Annotated in this window: 15 protein-coding genes; 12 read left to right on the top strand and 3 right to left on the bottom strand. The window is 68.8% G+C overall.

The genetic code is table 11. The features are described 5' to 3' along the window. The first annotated feature begins 33 nt into the window (after positions 1-33). Both CKW28_RS21500 and recR read left to right on the top strand, forming a co-directional pair. A complete protein-coding gene (locus CKW28_RS21500) occupies positions 34-366 on the top strand; it encodes a YbaB/EbfC family nucleoid-associated protein (RefSeq protein WP_003925265.1) in 333 nt (110 codons plus the stop codon). Positions 367-377: 11 nt separating this feature from the next. Continuing rightward, positions 378-989 carry a recombination mediator RecR gene (gene recR, locus CKW28_RS21495; RefSeq protein ID WP_003925264.1) on the top strand — a complete coding sequence of 204 codons (612 nt, stop codon included), beginning with the start codon at positions 378-380 and terminating at the stop codon, positions 987-989. A 39-nt stretch (positions 990-1,028) separates the two neighbouring features. On the opposite strand, the gene CKW28_RS21490 is transcribed toward recR, so the two are convergent. Both CKW28_RS21490 and CKW28_RS21485 read right to left on the bottom strand, forming a co-directional pair. Beyond that, positions 1,029-1,742 (bottom strand): type 1 glutamine amidotransferase, encoded by a 714-nt coding sequence (locus CKW28_RS21490; RefSeq protein WP_003925263.1) that lies wholly within the window; start codon positions 1,740-1,742, stop codon positions 1,029-1,031. After that, the gene (locus tag CKW28_RS21485; RefSeq protein ID WP_003925262.1) at positions 1,739-2,959 is read right to left on the bottom strand and encodes a Mur ligase family protein; all 1,221 of its coding nucleotides are present in this window, start codon (positions 2,957-2,959) and stop codon (positions 1,739-1,741) included. Before CKW28_RS21485 ends, CKW28_RS21490 begins: the two co-directional genes overlap by 4 nt. Before the next feature lie 73 nt (positions 2,960-3,032). Between CKW28_RS21485 and CKW28_RS21480 the strand changes: the two genes are divergently transcribed. Continuing rightward, on the top strand, positions 3,033-4,067 hold the full coding sequence (locus CKW28_RS21480; RefSeq protein WP_050811943.1) for a DEDDh family exonuclease: 1,035 nt from the start codon (positions 3,033-3,035) through the stop codon (positions 4,065-4,067). A 25-nt stretch (positions 4,068-4,092) separates the two neighbouring features. Here CKW28_RS21480 and leuA read toward each other — a convergent pair whose 3' ends face one another. Then, positions 4,093-5,904 carry a 2-isopropylmalate synthase gene (gene leuA, locus CKW28_RS21475; protein ID WP_050811942.1) on the bottom strand — a complete coding sequence of 604 codons (1,812 nt, stop codon included), beginning with the start codon at positions 5,902-5,904 and terminating at the stop codon, positions 4,093-4,095. 205 nt (positions 5,905-6,109) lie between these two features. On the opposite strand from leuA, the gene CKW28_RS21470 reads away from it, so the two are divergent. From CKW28_RS21470 to CKW28_RS21430, 9 genes are all read left to right on the top strand, one after another. Further along, the gene (locus CKW28_RS21470) at positions 6,110-7,096 is read left to right on the top strand and encodes a bile salt hydrolase (RefSeq protein ID WP_003925259.1); all 987 of its coding nucleotides are present in this window, start codon (positions 6,110-6,112) and stop codon (positions 7,094-7,096) included. A gap of 158 nt (positions 7,097-7,254) precedes the next feature. After that, positions 7,255-8,520, top strand: a complete 1,266-nt coding sequence (locus tag CKW28_RS21465; RefSeq protein ID WP_003925258.1) for an aspartate kinase — start codon at positions 7,255-7,257, stop codon at positions 8,518-8,520. Position 8,521: 1 nt separating this feature from the next. Then, positions 8,522-9,568, top strand: a complete 1,047-nt coding sequence (locus CKW28_RS21460; RefSeq protein ID WP_003925257.1) for an aspartate-semialdehyde dehydrogenase — start codon at positions 8,522-8,524, stop codon at positions 9,566-9,568. 93 nt (positions 9,569-9,661) lie between these two features. Continuing rightward, positions 9,662-10,834 (top strand): DUF4185 domain-containing protein, encoded by a 1,173-nt coding sequence (locus tag CKW28_RS21455; RefSeq protein WP_050811958.1) that lies wholly within the window; start codon positions 9,662-9,664, stop codon positions 10,832-10,834. Positions 10,835-10,841: 7 nt separating this feature from the next. Next, positions 10,842-11,210 (top strand): hypothetical protein, encoded by a 369-nt coding sequence (locus tag CKW28_RS21450; RefSeq protein ID WP_003925255.1) that lies wholly within the window; start codon positions 10,842-10,844, stop codon positions 11,208-11,210. A 55-nt stretch (positions 11,211-11,265) separates the two neighbouring features. Beyond that, positions 11,266-11,730 (top strand): Fur family transcriptional regulator, encoded by a 465-nt coding sequence (locus CKW28_RS21445; RefSeq protein ID WP_003925254.1) that lies wholly within the window; start codon positions 11,266-11,268, stop codon positions 11,728-11,730. A gap of 225 nt (positions 11,731-11,955) precedes the next feature. After that, positions 11,956-13,422: a catalase gene (locus CKW28_RS21440; RefSeq protein ID WP_003925253.1), complete on the top strand. Its 1,467-nt coding sequence runs from the start codon at positions 11,956-11,958 to the stop codon at positions 13,420-13,422. A gap of 77 nt (positions 13,423-13,499) precedes the next feature. Then, positions 13,500-13,925: an organic hydroperoxide resistance protein gene (locus CKW28_RS21435; protein WP_003925252.1), complete on the top strand. Its 426-nt coding sequence runs from the start codon at positions 13,500-13,502 to the stop codon at positions 13,923-13,925. 42 nt (positions 13,926-13,967) lie between these two features. Then, positions 13,968-14,606, top strand: coding sequence for a sensor domain-containing protein (locus CKW28_RS21430; protein WP_081475495.1), 639 nt, complete (start codon positions 13,968-13,970; stop codon positions 14,604-14,606). The last annotated feature ends 22 nt before the right edge of the window (positions 14,607-14,628 follow it).

The raw sequence follows: 14,628 nt of genomic DNA, 5'->3' as shown, positions 1-14,628 counted from the left end.
CCCGTTCTTGATCACGACGCGAGGGGACTAGTCATGCAGCCCGGAGGTCAGCCCGACATGTCAGCGCTGCTGGCACAGGCACAGCAGGTCCAGCAGCAGCTGATGGAGGCGCAGGAGGCCCTGGCCAACAGCGAGGTGCACGGACAGGCCGGGGGCGGTCTGGTCCAGGTCACCATGAAGGGCAGCGGCGAGGTGGTCGCGGTGACGATCGACCCGAAGGTCGTCGACCCCGACGACGTCGAGACCCTGCAGGATCTGATCGTCGGCGCCATCGCGGACGCGTCGAAGCAGGTGACGATCCTGGCCCAGGACCGGCTGGGTCCGCTGGCCGGCGGGATGAGCGGCTTCGGGCTGCCGGGGATGTGAGTGGACTCTAGGTGTTCGAGGGACCTGTCCAGGATCTGATCGACGAACTGGGCAAGCTGCCCGGTATCGGGCCCAAGAGCGCGCAACGGATCGCATTCCACCTGCTCAGCGTCGAACCGCCGGAGATCGACCGGCTCACCGCCGCGCTGAACCGGGTGCGCGACGGGGTGACGTTCTGCGAGGTGTGCGGCAACGTCTCCGACGCGCAGCGCTGCCGCATCTGCAGCGACAGCCGCCGCGACGCGTCGCTGGTGTGTGTGGTGGAGGAACCCAAGGATGTGCAGGCCGTCGAACGCACCCGCGAATTCCGCGGCCGCTACCACGTCCTGGGCGGGGCGTTGGACCCGCTGTCCGGGATCGGCCCCGAGCAGCTGCGGATCCGGGAGTTGTTGAACCGGATCGGGGAACGGGTCGACGGGGTGGACATCACCGAGGTCATCATCGCCACCGACCCGAACACCGAGGGGGAGGCCACCGCGACGTACCTGGTGCGGATTCTGCGGGACATCCCGGGGCTCACCGTCACCCGCATCGCGTCCGGGCTGCCGATGGGCGGCGACCTGGAGTTCGCCGACGAGCTGACCCTGGGGCGGGCGCTGGTCGGCCGTCGCGCCATGACCTGATCCTGCGGTTTCCCGCAGAACATGCGTGCGGGGGGACAGCTAGCGGCGGGCGGCGGCCAGCCGCTCCCGGCGCAGCTGCTCGACCTCGGGCAGGTCCAGCGGAGCCAGCGGGCCCACCACCCGCGACAGCAGCAGGTCGGCCAACTCCGGGTTGCGGGCCAGACAGGGGCCGTGCAGATAGGTGGCGATCACACTGCCCTGCACCACCCCGTCGTAACCGTCGCCGGCCCGGTTGCCGGCACCGGTGATCACCCGCGCCAACGGCGCCGCCGCCGGCCCCAGCACGGTGCCGCCGCGGTGGTTCTCGAACCCGGTCAGCCGTTGGGACAACCCCTCCACCAGCGGCTGGGACACCACCTCGCCGATGGTGCGGCGCTCCTGGGGGGCCGTCGTCACGTCGAGCAGGCCGATCCCGTCCACCCGCTCCCCGGCGGAGGTCTCATACCAGTGGCCCAACACCTGGATGGCCGCGCAGATCGCCAGCACCGGGGCGCCGCGTTCGGCGGCCTGCTGCAGGCCGGGATGGCGCCGCAGATGGCGGGTGGCCAGCCGTTGCGCGTAGTCCTCGGCCCCGCCGAGCGTGTAGAGGTCGAGCGTGGCCGGCACCGGATCGTCAAGTGAGATCTCCACGATCTCGGCGGCGATGCCGCGCCAGCGCAGCCGTTGCCGCAGCACCAGCGCGTTACCGCCGTCGCCGTAGGTGCCCATCACGTCGGGCAGCACCAGCCCGATCCGAACAACCGAGTCACTCATGACAGCCGCCGATTCAGGTGCAGGAACGCCGTGTAGTTCGCGATCACCTCGACGTGGCCGGGCGGGCAGGATTTGATCGCCGCGACGGTGTCGTGCACCAGGGTGTGCGCCACATCCGCGTAGGTCAGCCGCACGGCCAGATCGGTGCCGCGTTCCCCGGCGGCCACCACCGACGTCCGTTCGAAATGCTCGAACCGCACATCCCACAGCCACGACAGGTCCTCACCGTCGGGGACCTGCCCGTTCACCGCGATCACCACCCCGGCGGCCGTCTTGTCCACCATCGACAGCGATTCCTGCCAGCCCGCCGGATTCTTGGCCAGCAACACCCGCACGGTGTGGTCGCCGAGCGACACGGTGCGGTACCGGCCGGCCACCTCGTCCACACCGGAGACCGCCGACACCGCGGCGCCCGGATCGGCGCCCATGGCCACCGCCGCGGCCACCGCCTGGGTGGCGTTACCGCGGTTCACCACGCCCGGCAGCGCCAGCCGCATCGGCAGGCACAGCCCGTCGGGCCCGTGGATCGAGGTGTCGTCGAACCACCACTGCGGGGTGGGCCGCTTGAAGTCGGTGCCGGTCGAGTACCAGTGCGCGCCGTCGCGCACGATCACCTCACCCGAGCGTGGGCAGCTCACCGAATCGTTGGCCCAGCCGGCGCCCGCGGCCACCCACACCACGTTCGGGCTGTCGTAGGCCGCCGAGGTCATCAGCACGTCGTCACAGTTGGCGACGACCACCGCATCGGGGTGCCGGGCCAGCCCGGCGCGCAGCGTGCGTTCGATGTGGTTGATCTCACCGACCCGGTCCAGCTGATCCCGGGACAGGTTCAACAGCACCACCACCGCGGGCCGCAGGGCGTCCGCCACCTGCGGGGTGTGCATCTCGTCCACCTCGAGGGCGGCCAGCCCGGCATCCCGGTTGACCGCCAGCGCGGACACCAGCCCGGCGTCCATGTTGGCGCCCTCGGCGTTGGTGGCGACCCCGCCGACCGTGCCCAGGGCGGCGGCGAGCATGCGGGTGGTGGTGGATTTTCCGTTGGTGCCGGTGACGAGCGCGGTGCGGCGGCCCTGCCCGAGCTGACGCAGGATCGACCGATCGAGCGTCATGGCGATCAGACCGCCGATCATCGCGCCCTCACCGCGGCCGGTCGCCCGCGACGCCCAACGGGCGGCGGTGCCGGCGGCCAGCGCGAGCCGTCCACGCAGGGTGACCATTCCCGGCAGTCTAGAAGCCGACACGCGCGGCGGCGATCCGAGGATTGTCGGTACCCCGTGTCATCCTCGAGGTGTGAGGCAGGGCTGGGCTCCAGAGGGCTGGACTCCACAGGGTTGGGCTCCACAGGGTTGGGGCCGCCCGGCTTCGGAGGCGGGCGCCGGATGGGCCGTCGTCGACGTGGAGACGACGGGGTTCCGGCCCGGGCAGGCCCGGATCGTCAGCATCGCCGCGCTCGCGGTCGGCGACGACGGCAACGTCGAACGCAGTGTCGCCACCCTGCTGAACCCCGGTGTCGACCCGGGCCCCACCCACATCCACGGCCTCACCGCCGACATGCTGGCCGGTCAGCCGCAGTTCGCCGACATCGTCGACGACTTGATCGACATCCTGCGCGGGCGCACCCTGGTGGCGCACAACGTCGCGTTCGACTACGCGTTCCTGGTGGCCGAGGCCGAGCTGATCGACGCCGAACTGCCGATCGACTCGGTGATGTGCACCATCGAACTGGCCCGCCGGATGCAGCTGGGCACCGAGAATCTGCGGTTGGAGACGCTGGCCGCGCACTGGGGGGTCACCCAGTTGCGCGCCCACGACGCGCTCGACGACGCGCTGGTGCTCACCCAGATCCTCAAACCGACGCTGGCGCTGGCGCGGGAACGCCGGACCTGGCTGCCGCTGCGGCCGGTCACCCGGCGGCACTGGCCCAACGGCCGCACCACCCATGAGCAGCTGCGGCCGTTGAAGGCGCTGGCCTCCCGCATCCCGTGCCGGTACACCAATCCGGGGCGCTACATCGCCGGCCGGCCGCTGGTGCAGGGCATGCAGGTGGCGTTGTCCGCGGAGGTGACCCACACCCACGAGGAGCTCATCGAACGCATCCTGCACGCCGGCCTGGCCTACACCGACGACATCACCGGGCAGACCTCACTGGTGGTCTGCAACGAACCGAATCCGGAGCACGGGAAGGGATTTCACGCCGCCGACCTCGGGGTGCCGTTGATGTCCGACACCGAGTTCATGGCCGCGCTGGACCGCGTCGTCGGTGGGGTGGAGATCGACGAGTTCGTCGACACCACCAAGGCCGGCGAACAGTACGCGCTGTTCTAGCCCGGACCGGCTGGTCCTGCCCGGACTAGCTACGTGCGGCGGCCCGGTTCACCGCGGACACCACCGCCCGCAGCGACGCGGTCGTGATCGAGGTGGCGATGCCGACACCCCACACCGTCGTCCCGTTGACGGCGGCCTCCACGTACGCGGCGGCCTGCGCTTCCTCACCGGCGGACATGGCGTGTTCGGAGTAGTCCAGCACGCTGACGTCGAAGCCGACGGTGCCCAGGGCGTCGACGAACGCGGCGAGCGGCCCGTTGCCCTTACCGGCGATCTCCTTCTCGACCCCGTCGACCTTCACGACGGCCTCGATCCGGTCCACGCCGTCGTCGACCTCCGAGGCGATCACCTTCTGCCGGATCCGTTCCAGCGGGCGGATCGGGTTCAGGTACTCCTCGGCGAAGACGTCCCACATCTCCTTGGCCGACACCTCGCCGCCCTCGCCGTCGGTGATCGCCTGCACCACCTGGGAGAACTCGATCTGCAGCCGGCGCGGCAGCACCAGCCCGTGATCGGTTTTCATGATGTAGGCCACACCGCCCTTGCCGGACTGCGAGTTCACCCGGATGACGGCCTCATAGGTGCGGCCGACGTCCTTGGGGTCGATCGGCAGATACGGCACCTGCCACAGCAGATCGTCGACGTCGACGCCGGCGGTGTCGGCGTCGATCTTCATCTGGTCGAAGCCCTTGTTGATGGCGTCCTGATGGCTTCCGGAGAACGCGGTGTAGACCAGGTCGCCGCCGTAGGGGTGCCGTTCGTGCACCGGCAGCTGATTGCAGTACTCCACCGTGCGGCGGATCTCGTCGATGTTGGAGAAGTCGATCTGCGGATCGACGCCGCGGGAGAACAGGTTCAGCCCCAGCGTGACCAGGCAGACGTTGCCGGTGCGCTCACCGTTGCCGAACAGGCAGCCCTCGATCCGGTCCGCGCCGGCCTGGTAGCCCAATTCCGCTGCGGCGACGGCGGTTCCGCGGTCGTTGTGCGGATGCAGGCTCAGGATGATCGAATCCCGCGGCGTCAGCCGCCGGCTCATCCACTCGATGGAGTCGGCGTAGACGTTCGGTGTGGCCATCTCCACGGTGGCGGGCAGGTTGACGATCAGCGGCCACTCGGGGGTGGGCTCGATGACCTCGGCGACCGCATTGCACACCTCGGCGGCGTACTGCAGCTCGGTGCCGGTGTAGGACTCTGGCGAGTACTCGTAGCGCCACAGCGTGCCCGGGTATTTCTCGGCCTCGGCCAGGCACATCCGGGCGCCCTCGACGGCGATCTGCTTGACCTCCTCGCGGTCGGCGCGGAACACCACCCGCCGCTGCAGGATCGACGTCGAGTTGTAGAAGTGCACGATCACCCGCGGCGCGCCCTGGCACGCCTCGAACGTCTTCTCGATCAGCTCCGGGCGGCACTGGGTCAGCACCTGGATGGTGACGTCGTCGGGGATCGCGTTGTCGGTGATGATCTCGCGGACGAAGTCGTAGTCGGTCTGCGACGCGGACGGGAAACCGACCTCGATCTCCTTGTAGCCCATCCGCACCAGCAGGTCGAACATGCGGCGCTTGCGGGCCGGGCTCATCGGGTCGATCAGCGCCTGGTTGCCGTCGCGCAGGTCCACCGCACACCACAGCGGGGCGCGGTCGATGACCTTGTCCGGCCAGGTGCGGTCCGGCAGCGTGATGTGCTCGACCTCGTCGGCGAAGCTGCGGTACCGGCTCACCGGCATCGAGCTGTTCTGCTGGGGATTCCAGGGCGGCTGACCCTCGCGGCGGCCGCCGGACGGGGTGGTGATGGCACGTACCGAGCTGTACGCGTCAGGGCTGGGAATGGGATTGGTCACGATCGATTGCTCCGCGCTCCGGGGAAATGGACGGGCGACCGGCGCATCGCGAAAACCCGCGACGGGGAGCCGGTCTGGTCAGATCCCGTCGCGGCGTCCGAGGAGGAGCACGCGGCGCACTGAGAACACAGTGGTGCCCACTTTACCAAGGCATCCGATGTGCCCGTAGTCGCCGGACAGGTGATCTGCGCTACAGTGCCGCATCATGTGCACACGGGTGGTCTATCTCGGAACCAGTGATCGCGTCATCACCGGACGGTCGATGGACTGGAAGTTCGAGATCGCGACCAATCTGTGGGCGCTGCCCCGCGGAATCAACCGAACCGGGCAGGCCGGTCCCGACTCGGTGGAATGGACCGCCAAGTACGGCAGCGTGGTCGCCACCGGCTATGACATCTGCACCACCGACGGTGTCAACGAGGCCGGTCTGGCCGTCAACCTGCTGTGGCTGGCCGAATCGCAGTACCCCGCCGACGGGGCAGGCGGTCCGGCCATCTCGTTGGCGCTGTGGGGACAGTACGTGCTGGACAACTTCGCCACCGTGGCCGAGGCGGTCACCGCACTCGCGGCCACCCCGTTGCGCGTCGCCACCGCCGAAGTGCCCGGTGAGCAGCGGATGGCCACCCTGCACCTGGCCATGTCGGATGCCACCGGAGACAGCGCCGTGGTCGAATACATCGACGGCCGCCAGACCGTACATCACGGCCGGCAGTACCAGGTGATGACCAACTCGCCGACCTTCGACAAACAACTGGCCATCACCGAGTACTGGGAGCAGATCGGCGGGACGGTGATGCTGCCCGGCACCAACCGGGCGGCGGACCGGTTCGTGCGGGCGTCGTTCTACATCAACGCGGTGCCCAAGTCCGACGACCCGCAGCTTTCTGTTGCGGCAGTGATGAGCGTGATGCGCAACGTCTCCACCCCGTACGGCATCGCGACGTCCGACGAGCCCAACATCTCCTCCACTCGGTGGCGCACCGTGGTCGACCACAAGGCCCAGCGGTACTTCTTCGAGTCCGCGTTGTCGCCGAACACGTTCTGGGTCGAACTGCAGAACCTCGATTTCAGCGAGGACGCACCGGTGCGACGGTTGAGTCTGGGCGAGGGCGAGAAGACGATCTACGCCGGAGATGCCAGTGCCCGGTTCGAGCCGGCCGATCCGTTCACGTTCCTTTCGGTGCCCGCATAGTTTTCTCCGTCGACTTTGCACCCAGGGCTCGATTTCTCGCGTGATCGCGCCCTCACCGCAAGGTCGACGTGCTGCGGCCGCGACACCGGAAGAGGGCCCGGGGCGTGCGAGCCTCTATCCTTGGTGAGACTCAATATCCGTACCGCTGAAAGGTAATTGTGGCGCTCGTCGTACAGAAGTACGGCGGATCGTCGGTGTCCGACGCCGAACGGATCCGCCGGGTCGCCGAGCGGATCGTGGAGACCAAGAAGGCCGGCAATGACGTGGTCGTGGTGGTCTCCGCGATGGGCGACACCACCGACGAACTGCTCGACCTGGCCAAGCAGGTGGCCCCAGCGCCGCCGGCCCGGGAGATGGACATGCTGCTCACCGCCGGTGAGCGGATCTCCAACGCCCTGGTCGCCATGGCGATCGACTCGTTGGGCGCGCAGGCCAGGTCGTTCACCGGTTCGCAGGCCGGGGTGATCACCACCGGAAGCCACGGCAACGCCAAGATCATCGACGTCACTCCCGGCCGGGTGCGCTCGGCGCTGGACGAGGGACAGATCGTGCTGGTCGCCGGCTTCCAGGGGGTCAGCCAGGACAGCAAGGACGTCACCACGCTGGGCCGCGGCGGTTCGGACACCACCGCGGTGGCGCTGGCCGCCGCGCTGAAGGCCGACGTCTGCGAGATCTACACCGACGTCGACGGCATCTTCACCGCCGATCCGCGGATCGTGCCCAACGCCCGCCACCTCGACAACGTCACCTTCGAGGAGATGCTCGAGATGGCCGCGGCCGGCGCCAAGGTGCTGATGCTGCGCTGCGTGGAGTACGCCCGCCGCTACAACGTTCCCATCCACGTCCGCTCGTCGTATTCGGACAAGCCCGGCACGCTGGTGACCGGCTCGATAGAGGACATTCCCATGGAAGACGCCATCCTGACCGGAGTCGCCCACGACCGCAGCGAGGCGCGGGTGACCGTCGTCGGTATCCCCGACACCCCCGGCTTCGCCGCCAAGGTGTTCCGGGCGGTCGCCGACGCCGACATCAACATCGACATGGTGTTGCAGAACGCCTCCAAGGTCGAGGACGGCAAGACCGACATCACCTTCACCTGTCCGCGCGACGCCGGACCGGCCGCGGTGGAGAAGCTGTCCTCGGTGCAGGACGAGATCGGCTTCACCAAGGTCCTCTACGACGACCACATCGGCAAGGTGTCGCTGGTCGGTGCGGGGATGCGCAGCCATCCGGGGGTGACCGCCAAGTTCTGCGAGACGCTGGCCGCCGTCGGGGTCAACATCGATCTGATCTCCACCTCGGAGATCCGCATCTCGGTGCTGATCAAGGACACCGACGTGGACACCGCGGTCGCGGCCCTGCACGAGGCGTTCGAGCTCGGTGGCGAGGAGACCGCCACCGTCTACGCCGGAACGGGGCGCTGACATGGGGGCCGTCAATCTCGGTGTGGTCGGTGCGACCGGCCAGGTCGGTCAGGTCATGCGGGCCCTGCTGGAACAGCGTGACTTCCCGGTCAAGTCGGTGCGGTTCTTCGCCTCGGCCCGCTCCCAGGGCAAGAAGCTGACCTTCCGCGGGCAGGAGATCGAGGTCGAGGACGCCGCGACGGCCGACCCGTCCGGGCTGGACATCGCGTTGTTCTCGGCCGGCGGGGCGATGTCGCGGGAGCAGGCCCCGCGGTTCGCCGCGGCCGGGGCGGTGGTGATCGACAACTCGTCGGCCTGGCGCAAGGACCCCGAGGTGCCGTTGGTGGTGAGCGAGGTGAACTTCGACCGCGATGTGCGCGGCCGCAAGCTCGCCAAGAACATCATCGCCAACCCGAACTGCACCACGATGGCCGCGATGCCGGTGCTCAAACCGCTGCACGACGAGGCCGGCCTGGTCCGGCTGATCGTGTCGAGCTATCAGGCGGTCAGCGGCAGCGGTCTGGCCGGGGTCGAGGAACTCTACGGCCAGGTTCGCGCGGTCGCCGACGACAGCCGGGCGCTGGTGCACGACGGCTCGGCGGTGTCGTTCCCCGAGCCGAGCACCTATGTCGCGCCGATCGCGTTCAACGTGGTGCCGTTGGCCGGCTCGATGGTCGACGACGGGTCCGGCGAGACCGACGAGGATCAGAAGCTGCGCCACGAGAGCCGCAAGATCCTCGACATCCCGGAGCTGGCGGTCAGCGGCACCTGTGTGCGGGTGCCGGTGTACACCGGGCACTCGCTGTCGGTGAACGCCGAGTTCGCCCGGCCGCTGTCGGTGGCCCGGGCGACCGAACTGCTGGCCGACGCGCCGGGTGTCAAGCTCGTCGACGTGCCGACCCCGCTCGCCGCGGCCGGTGTCGATGAATCCCTGGTCGGCCGGATCCGGCAGGATCCCGGTGTGCCGGACGGGCGCGGGCTGGCGTTGTTCGTCTCCGGTGACAATCTGCGGAAAGGCGCGGCGCTGAACACGATTCAGATCGCCGAGATGCTGGCCGCCGACCTCTGACCCGGCCCGGTGCTGCGGCTGCGCCGAATCACCGACGCGCGGACCGCGCATGCCCTGAAGTCGATTCCGGCGTCGGTCGCGGTGGTGGTCACCATGGTGTGCACGGTGGCGGCGGCCGCCGCTCCGGTGGCGCGTGCCGACCCGCCGGCCCCGGCCCCGCGGCCCGCTCCGGTGCTGCCGCCGCTGGCCCCGGGGCAGGTGGTGCGGCTGGGCCCGGTGGCCGGGACCGGCACCGGAACCCGGGATTACGGGATCGGCGCCACCGACCTGTGCGACTTCATGGAGTTCCCCAGCGGGATCCTGCAGGTGTGCGGAGACAGCTTCGCCGGCGAGGGCGTCGGATACGGCGGCTGGTACTCGCCGATCGCCCTGCACGTCGACCCCGAGTCGATCGGCGACCCCGCCGGGGTGCGCTACGACGGGGTCACCGGGGTGCACACCCCGCTGCTGGCGGACCCGACCCCGCCCGGCGGTTCCCAGCTGCCCGCCGGGGTGGTGCAGATCAACCGGGAGAACTATCTGCTGGTCACCACCGTGCGCGACCTGGTCCCGCAGCATTCCCGGTTGGTGAAGGCCGAGGCCGGGCGCGGGGGCTGGCAGACGGTGCCCGGGTCGCAGCGGGATTTCGACCATCTGGACGGCCGGCAGTCACAGCTCAGCGGGTACTACGATCCGATCCCCACCGCCGAGTCCGAGACCGGGTGGGTGTACATCGTCACCAACAACTTCGACCGCAGCTCGCCGGTGCTGCTGTTCCGGGTGGCGCCGGAGAACTTCACCGACCGGTCCAGTTGGCAGGGCTGGTCCGGGCTGCCCGGGCCCGACGGCGGCTGGGGCAAACCCCCGACCCCGCTGTGGCCGGACCGGGTCGGGGAGATGAGCGTGCGCCAGATCGACGGCAAGACGGTACTGAGCTACTTCAACGCCACCACCGGCAACATGGAGATCCGTGTCGCGGCCGAGCCGACCGCGCTGGGCACCGCCCCGGTGACCACCGTGGTGGTGGCCAGCGAGTGGCCCGACCCCGCCGAACATCTGCCGCCGCCGGACGACAACCGGCTGGCCCAGCCCTACGGCGGTTACATCTCGCCGGGGTCCACCCTGGACGAGGTCCGGGTGTTCATCAGCCAGTGGAACACCGGCCCGCGGGGCGGGTCACCGTACCGGGTCATCCAATTCGCGGTCAACCCCTACAAGCCCTGGGACGAACCGGGGCACACATCATGGGAATCGCCCTTTGCCGGATGGCGCCCGCCGCAGGCATGATCTCTCCATGACCGACGCACCCGAACCGCGTCCGACCGAACCGCAGGCACCACCGGCACAGCCGGCCGCCGCGCCGCCGGCTGTGTCGAACGCTCCCAGGTCGAGCCGATTACCCCAGGTGGCGGCATGGATCGCGATCGTCGCGGGGGTGCTCGTGATCATGGCGGTGATCTTCTTCGCCGGGTTCTTCCTGGGCCGGGTGTCCGACGGTTTCGGCGGCCATCACCACCGCATGCACTGGCACGACCGGATGCCGTCGCGCTATTTCGACCATCCCGGCCCGGGACCGCGGTTCAGCCCGTCCGCCCCCGGGACCCGGCCGGCGCCGCCGACCGAACCGGCGGCCCCAAGCCCCACCGCGACGCCGCGACCGTGACCCGCGCCACGCGGCCTTTTCTTGACTCATTCCAGAGAACGGTCATACTGGAAGGATGAATCCGGCGACCGATTTCGATCCACCCGCCCGCCTGCGCGCGGCGGGTCTGCGCGTGACCGCGCCGCGGGTCGCCGTGCTCAATGCGCTGATCGACCATCCGCACTCGACCGCCGACGAGGTCGCCCAGCGGGTGCGCGAGGCTCTCGGCTCGGTGTCGACCCAGGCGGTGTACGACGTGCTGCGGGCCTGTGTCAGCGCCGGGCTGGTGCGCCGCATCGAGCCCGCGGGCTCCTCGGCCCGGTACGAGACCCGCGCCGGTGACAACCACCACCACCTGGTGTGCCGGGTCTGTTCACGGGTCTCCGACGTGGACTGCGTGGTGGGAGCCGCGCCCTGCCTGGAGCCCGCCGATGTGATGGGGTATCAGATCGACGAGGCCGAAGTGGTGTTCTGGGGCATCTGCCCGGACTGCAGCACCGCCGCCCCGGTCGGTGACGATGCCACCGTCGGTAACGATTAGTTCATTTTCCTCAATTGATCCAGAAAGCGGCGCATACTGGGCGTGTGGCCGCGGCGCGACACGTCCCCGTCCCCAAGGCCCCTTCCCGGGCGGCTTGGTCACGCGCCGCTGAGCAGTTCATACCGGGCGGGAAAAGTGTTGCCGCCCAGTTCTATTGGATTCACATCCAGATTTACGGGTGTCCCTAGGCGGTCAGCCCTGCCGCCGGTTACCGAGGAGATGACGATGACCACTCGACCCTTCACCACGACAGACGGCGGTGCACCGGCCCCCAGCGACGAACGGTCGCTCACCGTCGGCCCGGACGGCCCGATCCTGCTGCAGGACCACTACCTGATCGAGCAGATGGCCAACTTCAACCGGGAACGCATCCCGGAACGGCAGCCGCACGCCAAGGGCGCCGGGGCGTTCGGCATCTTCGAGGTGACCAACGACGTCAGCCGCTACACCCGGGCGGCGGTGTTCCAGCCGGGCGTCAAGACCGACATGCTGGCCCGGTTCTCCACCGTCGCCGGGGAGCGCGGCAGCCCCGACACCTGGCGGGACCCGCGCGGCTTCGCGCTGAAGTTCTACACCAGCGAGGGCAACTTCGACCTGGTCGGCAACAACACCCCGATCTTCTTCATGCGCGACCCGATGAAGTTCCAGCACTTCATCCGTTCGCAGAAGCGCTTGGCCCGCAACAATCTGCGTGACCACAACATGCAGTGGGACTTCTGGACGCTGTCGCCGGAGTCGGCGCATCAGGTGACCTGGCTGATGGGTGACCGCGGCATCCCGAAGACCTGGCGGCACATGAACGGCTACGGCAGCCACACCTACAGCTGGATCAACGCCGACGGGGAGATCTTCTGGGTGAAGTACCACTTCAAGACCGACCAGGGGATCGAATTCCTCACCCAGGAGGAAGCCGACCGGCTGGCCGGCGAGGACGCCGACTACCACACCCGCGACCTCTACGAGGCGATCGAGGGCGGTCAGTATCCGAGTTGGACCCTCAAGGTCCAGATCATGCCGTTCGAGGAGGCCAAGACCTACCGGTTCAATCCGTTCGACCTGACCAAGGTGTGGCCGCACGGCGACTATCCGCTGATCGACGTCGGCACGATGACGCTGAACCGCAACGTCGAGGACTACCACACCGAGATGGAGCAGGCGGCGTTCGAGCCGAACAACCTCGTTCCCGGGACCGGGCTGAGCCCGGACAAGATGCTGTTGGCCCGTGGTTTCTCCTACGCCGACGCGCACCGCGCCCGGTTGGGGGTGAACTACAAGCAGATCCCGGTGAATTCGCCGCGGGTGGAGGTGCACTCCTACTCCAAGGACGGGGCGATGCGGATTCAGAACGTCAAAGACCCGGTGTACGCACCCAATTCCTACGGTGGACCGGTCGCCGACGAGTCCCGCGCCGCCGAGGTGCGCTGGATGTCCGACGGGGAGATGGTGCGCAGTGCCTACACCCTGCACGCGGAGGACGACGACTGGGGTCAGGCCGGCACCCTGGTGCGTGAGGTGCTCGACGACGCGGCCCGGGAACGATTGGCCAACAACATCATCGGGCACGTCTCCAACGGTGTGAAGGAGCCGGTGCTGTCCCGGGTGTTCGAGTACTGGCGCAATGTGGACGCCGATCTGGGCAAGAAGGTCGAGGAGGGAGTGCGGGCCAGGCTCAACCACACCAACGGCGTGTAGCGCGGGAATCGGATGTTCCCGGATCCGGGGTGCGTCCGGCCCTTGCCGTTCGCGCCCCGAATCGCGAGGATCGGACCATGAGCATCGAAGCCATCTACACCGCGGAATCCACTGCGACCGGAGGAGGCCGCGACGGCAAGGTCCGGTCCTCGGACGGCAGGCTCGACCTTCAGACCCGCCCGCCCAAGGAGATGGGAGGCAGCGGCGAGGGCGTCAACCCCGAACTGTTGTTCTCCGCGGGCTACGCCGCGTGTTTCCTCGGGGCGTTGCGGTTGGTGGCCAAGAACTCCGACGTCCAACTTGATGACGCCACCTCGGTCACGGTGCAGATCGGGATCGGCAAGGACGACACGAGTTTCGCGTTGAGCGCCAACATCATCGGTTATCTGCCGGGGCTGTCCCAGCAGCAGGCCGAGGAGCTGATGGGCAAGGCGAACCAGGTGTGCCCGTACTCCAAGGCCACCCGGGGCAACATCGACGTCACCACGTCGGCGAAGGTCTAGCGCTTGCGTGCCGTCACAACGGTCGGCGCGGCCCTGGCCACCATCGCGACCACCATCGCACTGGCTGCCGCGACGGCCCTCATCAGTGCGGTGGCACCGGCGCAGGCCCGGCCGTCGGATCCGGGCGTGGTGAATTACGCGGTGCTGCCGAAGGGTTCGGTCAGTAACATCGTCGGCGCCCAGCTGCGCTGGGAAGCGGTGTTCACCGAACCGGTGCAGGCGTTCTACGTCGACAACCCGGTGTGCAACAACTGGGCCGACATCGGGCTGCCGGAGGTCTACCTCGACCCCGATCTCGCATCGTTCAACAGCGCCCTGACCCAGACGTCGGCCACCGACCGCACCCATCTGGTCAAACAGGCCGTCGGCGTGTTCGCCACCACTGAGGCCGCCGGCCGGGCGTTCCACCGGGTGGTGGACCGGGCCGCCGGATGCGCCGGCCAGAACACCGCGATGCATCTGGACAACTTCACCACCGAGGTGTGGTCGTTCACCGCGGGACCGGCCACCGCCGCGGAGGTCGACTGGGTCAAGCAGCAGGCCGGCACCGACCGGCGGTGTTTCAACACCACCCGGTTGCGGGAGAACGTGCTGCTGCAGGCCAAGGTGTGCCAATCCGGGAACGGCGGACCGGCGGTGAACGTGCTGGCCGGGGCGATGCAGAACACGCTCGGTCAGTAGCGGCTCGACGGGGAGTCACCCG

Source organism: Mycolicibacterium thermoresistibile, from assembly GCF_900187065.1.
In the GTDB taxonomy this organism is placed as follows: domain Bacteria; phylum Actinomycetota; class Actinomycetes; order Mycobacteriales; family Mycobacteriaceae; genus Mycobacterium; species Mycobacterium thermoresistibile.
Note: the sequence above shows the minus strand (reverse complement) of the source record. Positions and strands in the feature narration are given on the sequence as shown.